Raw genomic sequence first — 15,562 nt, forward strand, 5'->3', positions numbered from 1 at the left:
CTCCTGCTCCGGCTCCGGTTCCGGCTCCTGCTCCGGCTCCGGAGATGCGACCGGGGAGAGCCCGTCCGAAGGCGCCGCCGACCCGGACGCCGCCGGGGCCCCGGGCCGCTCGGACGGTTCGGGGGCGGCGACCGGAACGGGGACGGCACCGACGGCACCGGCCGGCGCGCTCGGCAGAGCGATCGCGGCCGGCCCGAGCACCAGCGGCACGGCGAGCCCGAGCACCGCCACCGCCAGCAGCCGCCGACCGGTGCGGCGGCGGGAAGGGTGGGAAGGGTGCGGCGGCAGGGCCGCGGGCAGCGGCCCGAGGAACGCGGACGAAGGTGCGGGCACGGTCGAGTTCCTTCCGCGACGGCCGACCGCGCGGGGCGGGGTCGGCGGCGGGACAGCTCCCGTCCAGACTCACACAGTCCGACATTCCGGGCATGTCGTACGGCGGGCCCGGCTGCCGGCGCGCCTGCGGCCACCGGGACAGCGGGCCCGCCGGCCCCGCGGGCTCAGGCCCGCAGCACCACCTTGCCGACCTGCGTCCCGGCCTCCAGCACCCGGTGCGCCTCGGCCGCCTCCGCCAGCGGCAGCACCCGGTCGACCACCGGCCGCACCACGCCCGACTCGACCAGCGGCCAGACGTGCTCGCGCACCGCCGCCACGATCGCCGCCTTCTCGGCCAGCGGCCGCCCGCGCAGATTGGTCGCGATCACCGCGGCGCGCTTGCGCAGCAGGGTGTTGAGGTTCAGCTCGCCCTTCACCCCGCCCTGCAGCCCGATGATCACCAGCCGCCCGTTGACCGCCAGCGCGTCCACGTTCCGCGACAGGTACTTGGCGCCCATGATGTCCAGGATCACGTCCGCCCCGGCGCCGCCGGTGGCCTCCCCGAGCACCTCGACGAAGTCCTGCTCGCGGTAGTCGATCAGCACATCGGCGCCGAGTTCGGCGCAGCGGGCCAGCTTCTCGGGGCCGCCCGCCGTCACGGCGACCCGGGCGCCGACGGCCTTGGCCAGCTGGATCGCCATCGTCCCGATGCCGCTCGCACCGCCGTGCACCAGCACCGTCTCGCCGGGCCGCAGCCGCGCGGTGAGGAAGACGTTGGACCACACCGTGCAGACGACCTCCGGCAGCGCGGCGGCCTGCTCCGGGGTCAGCCCCTTGGGCACGGGCAGCAGTTGGCCGACCGGAACCGCGACCCGCTCCGCGTAGCCGCCGCCGACCAGCAGCGCGCACACCTCGTCGCCGACCGCCCAGCCGGCCACCCCGGGCCCCAGCGCGGCGATCCGGCCCGCGCACTCCAGGCCCGGATAGCGCGAACTGCCCGGCGGCGGGTCGTAGAAGCCCTGCCGCTGGAGCAGGTCGGCGCGGTTGACGGCGGTGGCCGCCACCTCGACCAGGACCTCGCCCTCCCCGGGCACCGGGTCCGGCACCTCCGCCCAGCGCAGCGCCTCGGGCCCGCCGGGTTCAGGAATCGTCATCGCATGCATGGGCCCGACGCTACTGCGACCCGGCGGCCGGGGGCCGTCCAACCCGCCTGTCAGCCGGCCAGGTCCGGGAGCACCACCGCTCCGGGCAGCGCGGCCGCCGCCCGCTGCCCACCAGGACGAACGGGGCCGCCGCGACCGCCGCGTCGACCAGCAGCGGCCAGCCCGCCGGCAGCCCGACCGGGGTGATCCCGCCGTACTCCATGCCGGTCGCCCCGACCGCGGCGTCCATCGGGGCGAACGAGGCCTTGCGGGCGTCCAGGTGCTTGCGGACGGCCCGGTTGACGTCGACCCGGGTGGTCGCCAGCGCCAGGCAGGCGGCCATGGTGGTCTCCCCGCCGCGCCGGGCGGCGACCACCACGCAGTTCGCCGAGGCCTCCAGCGGCACGTCGTAGGTCTCGCAGAAGACGGCGGTGTCGGCCTTCTCCGGGTCGGTCTCGACGTAGAGCACCGAGCCGGCGGCCTCCCGGTCCGGCCAGGCCGCCAGCGCCTCGGCCACCGGGGCCGCCAGCCGGTCGGCCACCTCCAGCGCGGTGGCATGGAACTCGAAGGCGCCGAAGGGAAGCCCTGGTTGATCACTCATGACGGACAACCCTACGCCGGAGTAGCCGACTTGATGACGATCACCCGGTCCGTGAGCTGGAGGGTCTGCGCCTCCGGCTCGGTGTAGTTGATCACCCGTCGGCCGCGGACCACCGCGACCACCAGGTCCTCGCACTCGCGCGGGCTGTGCCCGGCCTCGGCCCGGGTGACCGGACGCTCGACCACGTCCAGGCCGTCGCCGTAGGTGAGCAGGTCCTCCATCACCGCGCCGGTGTGCGGGCTGAGCATCGACATGCCGAGCAGTCGGCCCGCCGCACTGGAGCTGGTCACCACCACGTCGGCGCCGCTCTGCCGCAGCAGCGGGGCGTTCTCGTCCTCGCGCACCGCAGCCACGACGGTCGCCGTGCGGGTGAGCTGGCGGGCGGTCAGGGTGATCAGGGCGGCGGTGTCGTCCCGCTCCGGTGCCACCACCACCCGGGCGGCGGTGGGGAGTCCGGCCCGCAGCAGGGTGTCGGTCCTGGTGGCGTCGCCGAGCACGCCCACCAGACCGTGCTGGGCGGCCTGGTCGACCGCCTTGCGCTGCGGGTCGACCACCACGATCTCCTCCTTGCGCACTCCCTGCAGGAGCAGGGTGTCGACCGCGCTGCGACCCTTGGTGCCGTAGCCGATCACAACGGTGTGCTCGCGCACGGTGGACCTCCAGCGGTTCAACCGCCACTGCTGGCGGGTGCGTTCGGTGAGCACCTCCAGGGTGGTGCCGACCAGGATGATCAGGAACAGCACCCGCAGCGGAGTGATCACGAAGATATTGGTGAGCCGGGCGGTGTCGCTGTACGGGGTGATGTCACCGTAGCCCGTGGTGGAGAGCGTCACCGTGGCGTAATAGGCCGAGTCCAGCAGGCTCACCCCGCCCCCGGCGTTGTCGTTGTAGCCCTCGTGGTCCAGCCAGACGATCAGCGTGGTGGCCACCAGTACGCCCAGGGCCAGCAGCAGCCGGAAGCCGACCTGCCGGAGCGCCGGGGCGCTGCGCCGGGCGGGCAGCACGATCCCGGCGTCCGCCCAGGGCTCCGCCTCGGCCGAGCCCCGGACCGAGAAACGGCCGAACCCCCGCCCTCCGCCGGCGCTCACGGTGCCTCCAGCAGTTCGACCACGGCGCCGGCCGCCGCACCGCCCGGCGGCACCACGGCGAGCGCCTCCGCCAGCGCGATCCCGCGCAGCATCGCCGGTCCGTCGTAGGGGAGTTGGACCACCCCATGGGCGGTCCGCCGGACCGGCAGCAGTCGGGTGTCCACCGGATGACCGGGCAGGGCGGCGACGGCCACGGCCCGGACCGGCTCGCCGGAGCCGCGCCCGGCCAGCGCGTGCAGCAGCGGCAGCGCGAGCGTGACCGCCCCCGCGACCGCCGCCAGCGGATTGCCCGGCAGGCCCACCAGGTGGCGCCCGCCGGGGAGTTCGGCCAGCAGCATCGGATGACCGGGGCGGACGGCGACCCCGTCCACCAGCAGCCGGGCGCCAACCTCGGCGAGCGCCCGGTGCAGGAAGTCCACCGGACCGGCCGCCGTTCCTCCGGTGGTGACCACCACATCGGCGGTGGAGTGCCGCAGCGCGTCCCTGAGCAGTCCGAAGTCGTCGCGGACGGCACGCGGTTCGCCGGTCTCCGCGCCGGCCGCCCGCAGCCACGGCGGCAGCAGCGGACCGAGTGCGTCCCGGACCAGACCGGGCCGGGGCAGGCCGGAGCCGAGCAGTTCGTCGCCGAGCACCAGCAGGTCCACCACCGGGCGGCGGTGCACGGCCAGCCGGTCGTGGCCGCCGGCCGCGGCCAGGCCGAGCACGGCCGGACCGATCCTGGTCCCGGCCGGGAGCAGTTCCTCGCCGCGCCGGCACTCCTGGCCGCGCGGCCGGACGTCCTGGCCGGTGGTCAGCGCGCCGGGGACGCGCTCGCGCAGCAGCGAGCCGTCCGGTGCCCCGTGTTCGCGGCGGAGCACGGCGGTGCCGCCCGGGGGCAGCTGGGCACCTGGGCACCGGTGGCGATCTCGACGGCGGCGCCGTCGGCCAGCGGGCCGTCCGCGGGGCGCCCGGCCAGCAGTCGGCCGGACACCCGCCAGGGGCCGGGGCCGGCCACCGCCCAGCCGTCCATCGCCGAGGTGTCGAAGGCGGGCAGGTCGGTGAGCGCGGTCAGCGGCTCGGCGAGGGTACGGCCGAGCGCCTCGGCCAGCGGGACGCACGGCGGCGCGGACGCGGGCCGGCCGGCCCGGCGGGCGGTCTCCCGGGCCGCCGCCCAGCCCGTCGGGCCGGTCGGGGCCGGCGGCTGGTCGAGCACGGCGAGGTCCTCCACCGCGCTCACGGCTTCCCCTGGTCCGCGGCCTCGGCGGCCCAGCGCTCGGCGAGCGCGGCGGCCCGCCGGGACGCCTCGGCGACCGCCTCGGGACCGCCGCCGCGCGACGCGGCGGCGTACCCGATCAGAAAGGTGGTCAGCGGGGCGGCGGGCCGGTCCACCCCGTGGGCGACCACCCGGGCCAGGTCGAGCAGACCCCGGACATCGACGTCCAGGTCGATGCCCAGCTCGGTACGGGCCTCGGCGATCCAGTCATCCAGCGTGCGCTCCATGCGGACATGCTGCCTGATCGGCGGTTTCCCCGGGATGTTTGCCCGGTGAGCGCCGCGCGTCGTTTCCCGCACACCGGGGTGCGGGGCGGGGTGAGCGGCGGGCCGCGGACCGGGGTGAGGGCTCCGTGAGGGCTCCTACCGGCCGTCGCGCTCCCGGGCCCGGGCGAGGTCCTCCCAGGTGTCGCAGTCGTAGGTGACGTCATCGGTGTCGGCCAGCCGCAGGGTGCGCAGGGAGCCGGTCAGGCGGCGCAGCGGGAGGCCGGCGGGGTCGCCGGCGGCGGCCAGCGCGGTGCGCAGGGCGGCGGTGCGGTAGGCGGCGGCGAGCGGCTGGTCGCGGCCGGCGGCGTCGACCAGGACGGCCACCTCGGTGTCGGGCCCGGCCTCGTCGAGGGCGGTGACCAGCCGGTGGACGGTCCGCTCGTCGAGGAACGGCAGGTCGGCGGCGAGCAGCAGCACCAGTTCGGCGGTGACCTCGGCGAGGCCGGCCGCGACGGCCGCCACCGGTCCGCCACCGGGCGGGTGCTCGCGGGTCAGGCGGACCCCGGGGCGGGTGGTGGGGCGGGCCGGGCCGACCACCACGGTGGTCCCGGCGCCCGCGCAGGCGGCGAGCACCCGGTCCAGCAGGGTGGTCTCGCCGACGGTCAGGGCCGGCTTGTCCGCGCCGCCGAGCCGGCGGGCGGCTCCCCCGGCCGGGACGATCACGTCGTACGGCGTCATGCCGCCAGTATCCGCCGCTGTCTCAGCCGGCGGTCCGGCCGGGCGCTTCCCCGTCGGCTTCCCCGTCGCCCGCCCCGGCCTCGTCGCCCGGGTCCTCCGAGCTGTCCTCGTCGCCCGCCTCTCCGGCGTCCACCTCGGCGTCCGGAACGGCGTCCACGTCGGCGTCCGGAGCGGCGTCCGAGGTGTCGGCCGAGGCGCCGGCGGCGATGTCGGTAGCGGCGTCGGCGGCGGTGTTGGCGGCGGCGCTCAGCTCCAGCACGGCCGGCAGGGTCAGCTCCCCGTACCGCTCGTTCACGGCCGCGACCAGCGCCTCCGCGTCGTCCGGGTGCCCGGCCAGCAGCCGGTCGAAGTCCTGGAGGTACTCCCCGGTGAAGGCGAGCACCCGGGCCGCGTCGTCACCCTGCTCGGGCGCGCGGTGTCCGGCGATCACCCGCTCCACGCCGAGCTCGGCGATCCGGCCGAGGTTGCGGATCCACTCGGTGCGGCGTTCCGGTGTGGTGTCCGCGGTCCAGACGTGGGTGCCGTTGTAGACGAAGTCGCCGGCGATCACGGTGCGGATGCTGGGCACGTGCACCACGGTGGAGCCGTCGCAGTCGCCCTGGCCGAGCAGCAGCACCGGGATCACCTGCCGGTCGATCATCAGCGGCTGGGGGAGCAGCGGGGCCGGGACCAGCGGGTGGTCCGGGATGTCGTCCCCGAACACCGGCTTCCACTGGGCGACCTTCGCGGCGGCGGTGCGCAGGATGCCGTCCACGACCGGCGGCGCGGCCAGCAGCCGGGCGTCCGGGAAGAGCCGCAGCACCTCCTCGGCGCCGAAGTAGTGGTCGGGGTGGTGGTGGGTGACCACGATGGCGAGCAGCCGGCGGCCCTTGCCCGCGACCCACTCGGCGAGCTCGCGGCCGGCGCTGCGGGTGAGCTGGGCGTCGACCAGGATCGCCGTGTGCTCGCCGAGGATCAGCGTGGAGGTGGCGAAGAAGGCCGACTCCGGGCCGGTGAAGACGGCGACCTCCAGCGGCCGGACCGGCGCCTCGGCGGTGTTCTGGTCGGACGGGGACGGCGTCACTGGTTGCTCCCTCTGGTTCGGCTGCCCCGGTCTCGGTCCGGCTCGGCGGTGGTGGTGTGGTGTGTGGTGGTGGCGAGTACGGCGGCCCCTGCACGGCCGGGCCTCGCGCCCTACAGCATGGGAGCAGGGCACGCCGAAAACGCGGAAGGCGCGCCCGACGGGGCACGCCTTCCCGCTCACATGTCCGGGTGGCCCGGCGGCGTCAGCGCTTCCCGCCGGTCAGCCGGGCGAAGCGGTCGGCGACGCCCCAGGAGGTCACCCGCCAGAGCGCCTCGACCACGATGTTCCGGCTCATCTTGGACGCGCCCAGCTCCCGCTCGACGAAGGTGATCGGCACCTCGGCCACCTTGAAGCCAGCCTTCACGGTGCGCCAGGCCAGGTCGACCTGGAAGCAGTAGCCGGCCGAAGCGACCTCGTCCATGCCCAGGCCCAGCAGGGTCTCCTTGCGGAACGCCCGGTAGCCGCCGGTGACGTCCCGGATCGGCACGCCGAGCATCAGTCGCGAGTAGGTCGAGCCGGCCCGCGAGAGCAGCAGCCGGGACTTCGGCCAGTTCACCACCCGGCCGCCGGGCACCCAGCGCGAGCCGAGCACCAGGTCGGCGCCGCGCAGCGCGGTCAGCAGCCGCTCCAGCTCCTCGGGCCGGTGGGACCCGTCGGCGTCCATCTCGACGAGCACGTCGTAGCCCTCGTCGATGCCCCAGCGGAAGCCGGCCAGGTAGGCGGCGCCCAGGCCCTCCTTGCCCTTGCGGTGCAGGACGCGCACGTGGGAGTCCTCGGCCGCCAGCTTGTCGGCGAGCTCACCGGTGCCGTCCGGACTGTTGTCGTCGGCGACGAGGATGTGCACCTCGGGGACGGCGGCGCGGACCCGGCCGACGATGCGCTCGACGTTCTCCACCTCGTTGTAGGTGGGGATGATCACCAGCACCCGGCCGAGATCAGCAAAACTCTGCTGGTTGACGGTCACGTACTAACCTCTCGGCCGGTGGCGGGAAGTGCCAGTCACCGTTGCCCGCACTCATCAGGACACACAGTCCCGGCCGGCACCCGCCGACTGGGGGACACTGTGGAAAACACTGGGTCCTGGCATCCTACTACCGCGTTCTCGAACCGACCCGCCGCCCGAGGCACTCCCCACCGGCCTCCGGCGTTTCCCCTGCGGAGGCACCGGTCGGCTAGGGTCGATGCCCGGCCTTTGCCCGGATGCCCACCGTCAGCACCGCCCGCGGGGCGCCGCCCGGCGGCGAGGCCCGCCAGCCCACCGCAGCAAAGGAGCAGGACCGCGCCCATGGACAAGCTCGTCAACACCGTCCGCCCGTACGCCTGGGGATCCGTCACCGCGCTCCCCGAGCTGCTCGGGCAGGAGCCGACCGGCGAACCGCAGGCCGAGCTCTGGATGGGCGCCCACCCCGGCGACCCCTCCCGGGCCGACCGGGGCGAGGGGCCGCGCCGGTTGGACGAGCTGATCGCGGCGGATCCCGAGGGCGAGTTGGGGGCCGCCTCGGTGGCCCGGTTCGGGCCCACCCTGCCGTTCCTGCTCAAGGTCCTCACCCCGGGCATCCCGATCTCCATCCAGGCCCACCCCTCGCTCGACCAGGCCCGGGCCGGGTTCGCCGCCGAGAACGCGCTGGGGATCCCGCTGGACGCCCCGCACCGGAACTACCGGGACGCCAACCACAAGCCCGAACTCATCTGCGCCCTGGGCGACTTCGACGGGCTGTGCGGCTTCCGCCGACCCGCCGACGCGGCCGCGCTGCTGGCCGGTCTCGACGTCCCCGCGCTGGAGCCGGTGATCGCCCCGCTCCGGGCCGGCAACGAGTCCGAGGCGCTCAGCGGCGCCCTGGCCGCCGCCCTCGGCCTGGACGGCCCGGCCGCCGAGGCCGTGGTCCGGGACACCGCCGAGGCGGTCGGCAAGGCGGCCGCCGAGGACCCGGCCGGGCCGTACGCGCCGTACGTCCGGATCGCCCGTGACTTCCCCGGCGACCGGGGACTGATCGCCGGCCTGCTGCTCAACCACGTCCTGCTGCGCGCCGGCGAGGCGCTCTACCTGGGCGCCGGCGTCCCGCACGCGTATCTGCACGGCGTCTGCGTCGAGCTCCAGGCCAACTCGGACAATGTGCTGCGGGCCGGTCTCACCCCCAAGCACATCGACGTGCCCGAGCTGCTCAAGGTGGTCGAGTTCGCCGCCACCACGCCGGAGCCGCTGCTGCCGGTCACGGTGGACGCGACGCCGGGCGAGGAGCTGTACCCCGTGCCGATCGACGAGTTCCGGCTCTCCCGGTTCGCCCTCGACGGCCAGGAGCGGACGCTGCTCGGCGACGCGCCGCAGATCCTGCTCTGCACGGCGGGCACGGCCCGGCTGACCTCGGCCGACGGCGACGCGCTGGAGCTGGCCCGCGGCGAGTCCGCCTTCCTCCCGGCCACCGGCGCCGCGATCCGGCTGACCGGCACCGGCGCCACCGTCTTCCGGGCCACCGTCACACTCTGAGCCGTCCGTCCGCCCCGTCCGGTCCGTCCCCCGGCGAGTACCGGGGGACGGGAAGCGGGAGCGGCGGCCGGGATGGGCCTCAGCCCGCCGAGGCACCCGCTTCCACGGGCACCCGGACGCCCGCCGGCTCGGCCGGTGCCGGAACGGCGGTCGGGCGGGCCGGTCCGTCCGTCGAGCCGCCCGAAGGTCCGTCCGCGGGTGCCGAGGGGAACTTCCGCTCCAGCGCCTTCAGCGCCTTGCGCCCCAGCTTCTGGAACGGCAGCTCCACCAACCGGTACAGCAGGTAGGCGGCGACCAGCGAGATCGCCAGGTACTCGACCGTCCAGAGCGTCTTGGCGCCGGCGGTCTCCGGCATCGGGTTCGCCAGGTGCGGCTTGATGGTGTGCAGCAGCGGCACGTGCAGCAGGTACAGCGAGAAGCTGACCGAGCCGAGCCAGGTCAACGGCTTCGGGAACCGCTTCTTGCGCAGCAGCATCGCCGCCAGGAAGGTGGCCCAGGCGCCGGTGAAGGACAGCGACCAGGCGACCCAGCCCGAGTTCCAGGTGTTCAGCTCGACACCGTTGCGGTTGTACATCCAGCCGATCGCGACTCCGGAGACCACCACGAACCCGCAGCACAGCCAGGCCTGGGAGCGTTCGATCTGGCCGTGCTCGGCGCGGTACAGCACGGTGCCGGCGAACATCGTGGCGAAGATCAGCAGGGTCTCGAAGACGGGGGCGCGGCTGTTGAGGAACAGCAGCACCAGCGCGAGGCCGGCCACCAGCAGGCCGCCGATCCGGGCCAGCGCCGGGTTTCCGCTGAGCATGCAGAGGAAACCCATCACCACGATCAGCACGGCCGCCAGCACCAGGTGCCGGGTCGCGTCCAGGGACTGGGCGAGCGTGGCGCTGGCGAGCGATCCGCCGAACACCAGGCCGATCGCGGCGAAGGTCACCGCGATGGTGCCGCTGCGCCGGTGCCAGCCGAGCGTGAACAACCCGGTGACCAGGAAGTAGAAGACCATCTCGTAGGTGAGGGTCCAGGTCACGCCCATGCCGTTGATGACGTTCAGCATGTCCTGGAGCATCGTCGCGTTGGCGGCCAGCGAGATGAGGTTGTGGCCGGTGCGGAAGAGCGCCACCGATCCGTCGCCCTCGGGCAGCATCAGGATCGACACCGTGAACGCGGCGATCAGCGCCGGGTAGATCCGGAACAGCCGGCCCACCCAGAACGCCCGGACGTCGCCCCGGCGTTCCAGCGAGGCGGGGATGATGTAACCGCTGACCAGGAAGAACAGCATCACGCCGTACAGTCCCAGGTCGAAGTGGTCCCAGACCGCCCCGCCGAACGGCAGCAGCTCCAGGATGCCGAAGTGGTGCAGGGCCACGACCAGGGCCGCGATGCCGCGCAGGGCGTCCAGCCAACCGAGGCGGGCACCGGCGGAGGCCGCCGCACCGCGGTCGGCTCTCCGGAATCGGCCGGGGAGCTGCAGTCGTATGAGATTCACGGCAAGGACAGTAGCCCATCCGCTTAAAAATCATCGTTCCCGGAGCACCGGGTCAACCGCCCGGAGTCCGGGCGGCCGCACGCTGCTCCGGACCCCGGCCGGAGCGGCTCCGGCGGGTCAGACCGACAAGGCGGCAGCGGGCTCCCGGGCGGGCTGCGGCGGCCCGGCCGTTCCACCGGTGCCCTTCCGGGGCAGGCCGATGTTCTTGAGCTTCAGCGCGGGCTTCTCCACCAGGTACCAGGACAGGGCCGCGGCGACGAGGGCCAGGACGACGGAGGCGCCGGTGTAGACGGCGTACCCGTGCTTCTGCACGTGCCAGAGGGCCAGGCACTGCTGGATCGGGAACGCGTAGATGTAGACGCCGTAGGAGAGGTCGGCCTTGGTGCCGACCTTCGTCAGCGGGCGGGGCATGCAGCAGGCGAGCCAGATCAGCAGGTAGGCGAGGGCCGGCAGTCCGATCAGGTAGAACCCGCCGTACCGGGCGCTCCCCACCAGGAGGGCGAACGACAGCAGCGCCGCGATCCCGTTCATCCGCAGCTTCTTCTTGTACAGCTCGGCGACCGCGCCGAGACCGAACAGCAGGCCCAGCGGCACGAGCTTCTCCATGCCGATCGGACCGAGGAAGGGGAGTCGCCACTCCGGCAGTCCGGTCTGGATGTAGATGGGCGCCCGCAGACCGGGAACGTCGATCGCCTGGTGGATCATGTAGCAGTACAGCGCGACGACCAGTGCGAGCACGGCCCAGCGCGCCCGGTGGAGGATGCCCAGGGCGGCGAAGGACACGACCGCCAGGTAGCAGACGACCTCGTAGGCGAGCGACCAGACCGAACCGTTGAATCCCCGGTCGGCGTTGTGCATCAGCAGTCCGGAGATGCCCGGCTGACCGGTACCTATCGACCAGTTCGCCACGATGTACTGCCAGGGGCCCTGGGGGTGCGTCCAGAAGCCGTCCAACAGGTGTTCGCGATAGGCCACGATCGGCGCGACGACGAAAGCCGTGACCAGCAGGCAGGCCCACAGGCCCGGCAGGATCCGGATGGCCCTGTTCCACAGGAAACGTGCCGGGCTGAGCCGCGTGCCGCTGCCCGTGATCAGGAAACCGGAGAGCACGAAGAAGCCGGCCACCGCCAGACCTCCCAGCTCCACCTGGCCGCGCGACCAGTGCGCCCCGATGCTTCCCCTGCGCACGCCCAGCGGCATGGCGTGGGCGAAGATCACCGAGAGGGCGAGCAGGAGCCGCAGCAGACCGAACCCGTTTTCCCGGCCCAGCGCTTCCGACAGCGGCCGGGAGCCGAACACGGCGGATCGGAGGCGCGATATTCGGGACATGTGGGGGCATTCCTACGGAGTGGGGGGTGACAGCAGGAGCGGAGTCACGGCGAGGACAGTAGCCCATCGGCCGAACCCGTCCTGCCCGGGCCCACCCGGCCCGGTCCGGCGGGGGGAATACGCGCGGAAGCACCCCGGGAGCGGCCTCGCGAGGCCGCTCCCGGGGTGCGGTCGCCCGCCGGGGATCAGCGGTCCAGGTAGAAGCCGAACAGGTCGACGACCAGATCGGTGTCGCCGCCGCTGGCGTTCCAGAAGTCGATGATCCCGTTCGGGCCGGGGTCCGCCTGGACCAGGTTCGGCACCGTCTCGCCGGCCTTCCAGTTCAGCGTGGAGGCGTTCGGCTTGGTGGGCCAGACATACGTGCCGTCCCGGTACCGGTCGATGCTGTTCGGGTCCGGGAACACCGTCAGGTGGCCGTCGGTCCGGGTGTTGGTCACCGTGCTGTTGAGCACGAAACCGGTGAACTCCGGGGCGTCCACGCCCAGACCCATGTAGAGGTAGCCCTGGCTGGAGATCGAACCGCCCTCCACGTTCCGGGTGTCCGCGAGGCGCTGCGGGGAGGTCGGGACGTAGGCACTCCCGCCGGCCCCGTAGTAGCCGACGACGTCCACGATCACGTCCGAGGCACCCTGGGCGCCGTTGAGCACCTGGATCCGGCCGGACGCGTCCACCGGCACGATCACCGAGTTGGCGATGGTCTGCCCGCGGCGGAAGTTGAGGTTGGAGACGCTCGGCGCCTGGCGGTCGCCGGGGTAGACGGTCAGGTGGCCGTCGCTCTGCGGGTCGGTCACCGTGACGTTCAGCGCCACCGCGCCGACCCCGGCGGGAATGCCCGCCCGGCCCGCCGTCTGGACCGGGAAGGAGGTCCATCCGGGCACCTGGCCACGGTTCGCGCCCAGTCCCTCACGGGTGTCGACCAGCCGGGTCGGGCCGACCGCGGTGTAGCCGGCGGCCTCCGACTGGCTGAAGTAGCCCGCGATGTCGGCGAGCAGGTCGACGGAGGCGCCACCGCGGTTGAACAGGTTGACGTAGCCGTCGGCGCCGACCGGGACGATCGCCAGGTTCGGGACGGTCTGGCCCGCGGTGTAGTTGACGTTCGAGGTCTCCGGACGGCCCTCGCCACCGGGGTAGGCGATGATGTGGCCCGCGCCGCCGGCCGGGTCGACCACGGTGAGGTTGAGCGCCACCGCGGTCACCCCCTCCGGGATCCCGCCGTTGCCGGCGATCTTCACCCGGGCCTCGCCCCCGGGCTGGACCCGGCCCGCCGGGGCGCCGGTGCCGTCACGGGTGTCGAGCAGCCGGGTCGGACCGTAGGGAGTGAACTCCGAGCCGGCGGTGGCGATCGTGACGCTGTTGCTCGAGGCCTCGCCGTTGCCGTCCGAGACCGTGACCGTGACCGTGTACTGACCGAGGCTGGCGTAGGCGTGGTCCCAGGCGCCCTCACCGGTGCCGACCCCGTTGAAGCGGTCCGAGGTGCCGTCGCCCCAGTCGACCACCAGGTCGACCGGCGCGATGTCGCTGTTGATCCAGGTGACCGCCTGGACGCTGTAGGCGCTGATGCCGAAGACTGACACGCCCACGGCCAGGCTGTTGTTGGCCATCGCGGCGGCGGCCCCCTGGGCCTTGGCGGCCTTGCTCTGCTGCCGCACCGAGGCTTCGGCGGGGCTACGCACAGTGCCGAAGGCGGAGGAGGCGATGTCGCCGAGCGACTTGGCCGGCTTGGCCGGCACGGCGCCCGCGGCCGGGTGGGCCGGGGCCCCCGCGGTACCGGTTCCGGCCGCGACGGCGAGGCCGGGACCGACGACCAGGCTCGTCACCACGGCGGCGGCGACGATGATGTGACGGTGACTGAGCACCGTACCCCCCAAGGGTGTTGTCGAACGAAGCACCGAACAGGTGCTCGCGCAGGCTACTGAAGGACCGCGTACGGAGCAACGGTTTTCCGACAGTCCCGATCCCTGGGCGGGGGCGTACCGGACAGAACGGTCCGGACCGGCCGCGGGACCGCTCGTGGAGCGGTCCCGCGGTCACTCGCAGTCATCAGTGGGCGTGCGTCGGGAGGTCAGTCCCGGGTCATGTCGACGAAGCGCGAGTAGTGGCCCTGGAAGGCCACGGTGATGGTGGCGGTCGGGCCGTTACGGTGCTTGGCGACGATGAGGTCGGCCTCGCCCGCGCGGGGGGACTCCTTCTCGTAGGCGTCCTCGCGGTGCAGCAGGATGACCATGTCCGCGTCCTGCTCGATCGAGCCGGACTCACGCAAGTCGGAGACCATCGGCCGCTTGTCGGTGCGCTGTTCGGGACCACGGTTCAGCTGGGACAGCGCGATCACCGGCACCTCCAGCTCCTTGGCCAGCAGCTTCAGGTTTCGCGACATGTCGGAGACCTCCTGCTGACGGTTCTCGGCCCGGCGGGAGCCGCCGGACTGCATCAGCTGGAGGTAGTCGATGACGACCAGTTTGATGTCGTTGCGCTGCTTGAGCCGGCGGCACTTGGCGCGGATCTCCATCATCGACAGGTTCGGCGAGTCGTCGATGAACAGCGGTGCCTCGCTGACGTCCGGCATCCGGCGGGCGACCCTGGTCCAGTCGTCGTCCGTCATCGAGCCGGAGCGCATGTGGTGCAGCGCCACCCGCGCCTCCGCGGAGAGCAGACGCATGGCGATCTCGTTGCGGCCCATTTCGAGCGAGAAGATCACGCTCGGCAGCTTGTGGTGGATCGAGCAGGCCCGGGCGAAGTCCAGCGCCAGGGTGGACTTGCCCATCGCGGGACGGGCCGCGATGACGATCATCTGGCCGGGGTGGAGCCCGTTGGTGAGCGCGTCGAAGTCGGCGAAGCCGGTCGGGACACCGGACATCTGGCCGTTGCGGGAGCCGATCGACTCGATCTCGTCGAGGGCGCCCTCCATGATGTCGGCGAGCGGGGCGTAGTCCTCGTTGGTGCGCTGCTCGGTGACGGCGTAGATCTCCGCCTGGGCCGCGTTGACGATCTCGTCGACGTCGCCCTCGGCGGCGTAGCCCATGCCCGCGATCCGGGTGCCCGCCTCGACCAGCCGGCGCAGCACCGCGCGCTCGTGCACGATCTGCGCGTAGTACTCGGCGTTGGCGGCGGTCGGGACGGAGTTGACCAGGGTGTGCAGGTAGCCGGGGCCGCCGACCCGCTGGAGCTCGCCGCGCTTGGTCAGCTCACCGGCGACGGTGATCGGGTCGGCCGGCTCGCCGCGCGCGTACAGGTCGAGGATCGCGCCGTGCACCAGCTCGTGCGCGGGGCGGTAGTAGTCGGCGGGCTTGAGCACCTCGACCACGTCGGCGATGGCGTCCTTGGACAGCAGCATGCCGCCGAGGACGGACTGCTCGGCCGCGAGGTCCTGCGGGGGGACCCGCTCGAAGCCCTCCAGACCGCCCTCGCCGGAGCGCTCGTCCTCGCCGCCCTGGCGCCGCTTGCCGTCCCGCTGGAAGCCGCCCGAACCGCCGGAGCCGCCCTTGCCGCCCTTCTGGAAGCCGCCGCCCTGACCCTGGCCCTGGCCGTTGCCGCGGGCGCGCGAGACCGGCAGCCGGTCGCCGGGACCGTCCGGGAAGGGGGCCTCGGCGAAGGCACCGACCGGGAAGGGGTCGTCGGCACCCTGCCAGTCGTCCTCCGGCGGGGGCGGGGCGTCGTGGTCGTCGTACTGGGGGCCGGTCACGCGTGTTCCCCGATCAGCGAGTGGTGCGAGTTGGAGCGGGCCTTGCCGGTGGCGGCCGGGAGGGAGCGGAACCCGACTCCCCGCCACCGCATTTCTACGCCACCGCACCGACAAATCGGACGCCGGGGCGGGTGGGAGTGTCGGCCGGAGGCCCCACGCTAAGGCGCCGGGAGCCTTTCGG

10 protein-coding genes and 4 pseudogenes are annotated in these 15,562 nt (G+C 73.6%); 1 reads left to right on the forward strand and 13 read right to left on the reverse strand.

Annotation, left to right across the window (positions count from 1 at the left end):
* The 9 genes and pseudogenes from VR45_RS07450 to VR45_RS07485 form a co-directional block, all read right to left on the reverse strand.
* Positions 1-333 (reverse strand): annotated as a pseudogene (locus tag VR45_RS07450) (hypothetical protein); the annotation flags it as partial.
* Positions 334-497: 164 nt separating this feature from the next.
* Positions 498-1,475, reverse strand: coding sequence for an NAD(P)H-quinone oxidoreductase (locus VR45_RS07455; protein WP_045938878.1), 978 nt, complete (start codon positions 1,473-1,475; stop codon positions 498-500).
* Between the two features lie 10 nt (positions 1,476-1,485).
* The gene (locus VR45_RS07460; RefSeq protein WP_052708907.1) at positions 1,486-2,055 is read right to left on the reverse strand and encodes a YbaK/EbsC family protein; all 570 of its coding nucleotides are present in this window, start codon (positions 2,053-2,055) and stop codon (positions 1,486-1,488) included.
* Between the two features lie 11 nt (positions 2,056-2,066).
* Positions 2,067-3,062 carry an NAD-binding protein gene (locus VR45_RS07465; RefSeq protein WP_078896306.1) on the reverse strand — a complete coding sequence of 332 codons (996 nt, stop codon included), beginning with the start codon at positions 3,060-3,062 and terminating at the stop codon, positions 2,067-2,069.
* A gap of 77 nt (positions 3,063-3,139) precedes the next feature.
* Positions 3,140-4,392 (reverse strand): annotated as a pseudogene (locus VR45_RS07470) (molybdopterin molybdotransferase MoeA).
* Positions 4,356-4,610, reverse strand: a pseudogene (locus VR45_RS48415) (DUF6457 domain-containing protein); the annotation flags it as partial. The pseudogenes VR45_RS48415 and VR45_RS07470, both read right to left, overlap by 37 nt.
* A gap of 159 nt (positions 4,611-4,769) precedes the next feature.
* Positions 4,770-5,339: pseudogene (locus VR45_RS43295) on the reverse strand (NTP transferase domain-containing protein); the annotation flags it as partial.
* A gap of 22 nt (positions 5,340-5,361) precedes the next feature.
* Positions 5,362-6,402: an MBL fold metallo-hydrolase gene (locus VR45_RS07480; RefSeq protein ID WP_052708908.1), complete on the reverse strand. Its 1,041-nt coding sequence runs from the start codon at positions 6,400-6,402 to the stop codon at positions 5,362-5,364.
* Positions 6,403-6,604: 202 nt separating this feature from the next.
* Positions 6,605-7,366, reverse strand: coding sequence for a polyprenol monophosphomannose synthase (locus VR45_RS07485; RefSeq protein ID WP_030392455.1), 762 nt, complete (start codon positions 7,364-7,366; stop codon positions 6,605-6,607).
* A 321-nt stretch (positions 7,367-7,687) separates the two neighbouring features.
* Here VR45_RS07485 and manA point away from each other — a divergent pair, with 321 nt between their 5' ends.
* Positions 7,688-8,887, forward strand: coding sequence for a mannose-6-phosphate isomerase, class I (gene manA / locus VR45_RS07490; RefSeq protein WP_045938879.1), 1,200 nt, complete (start codon positions 7,688-7,690; stop codon positions 8,885-8,887).
* Between the two features lie 79 nt (positions 8,888-8,966).
* Here manA and VR45_RS07495 read toward each other — a convergent pair whose 3' ends face one another.
* From VR45_RS07495 to dnaB, 4 genes are all read right to left on the reverse strand, one after another.
* Positions 8,967-10,373, reverse strand: coding sequence for an acyltransferase (locus VR45_RS07495; RefSeq protein WP_052708909.1), 1,407 nt, complete (start codon positions 10,371-10,373; stop codon positions 8,967-8,969).
* A gap of 117 nt (positions 10,374-10,490) precedes the next feature.
* Positions 10,491-11,702: an acyltransferase gene (locus tag VR45_RS07500; RefSeq protein WP_045938880.1), complete on the reverse strand. Its 1,212-nt coding sequence runs from the start codon at positions 11,700-11,702 to the stop codon at positions 10,491-10,493.
* 185 nt (positions 11,703-11,887) lie between these two features.
* Positions 11,888-13,558 (reverse strand): PKD domain-containing protein, encoded by a 1,671-nt coding sequence (locus VR45_RS07505; RefSeq protein WP_052708911.1) that lies wholly within the window; start codon positions 13,556-13,558, stop codon positions 11,888-11,890.
* 206 nt (positions 13,559-13,764) lie between these two features.
* Positions 13,765-15,252: a replicative DNA helicase gene (gene dnaB, locus VR45_RS07510; protein ID WP_045938893.1), complete on the reverse strand. Its 1,488-nt coding sequence runs from the start codon at positions 15,250-15,252 to the stop codon at positions 13,765-13,767.
* Positions 15,253-15,562: the final 310 nt, after the last annotated feature.

The organism is Streptomyces sp. NRRL S-495 (genome assembly GCF_000966955.1).
GTDB lineage: Bacteria > Actinomycetota > Actinomycetes > Streptomycetales > Streptomycetaceae > Kitasatospora > Kitasatospora purpeofusca.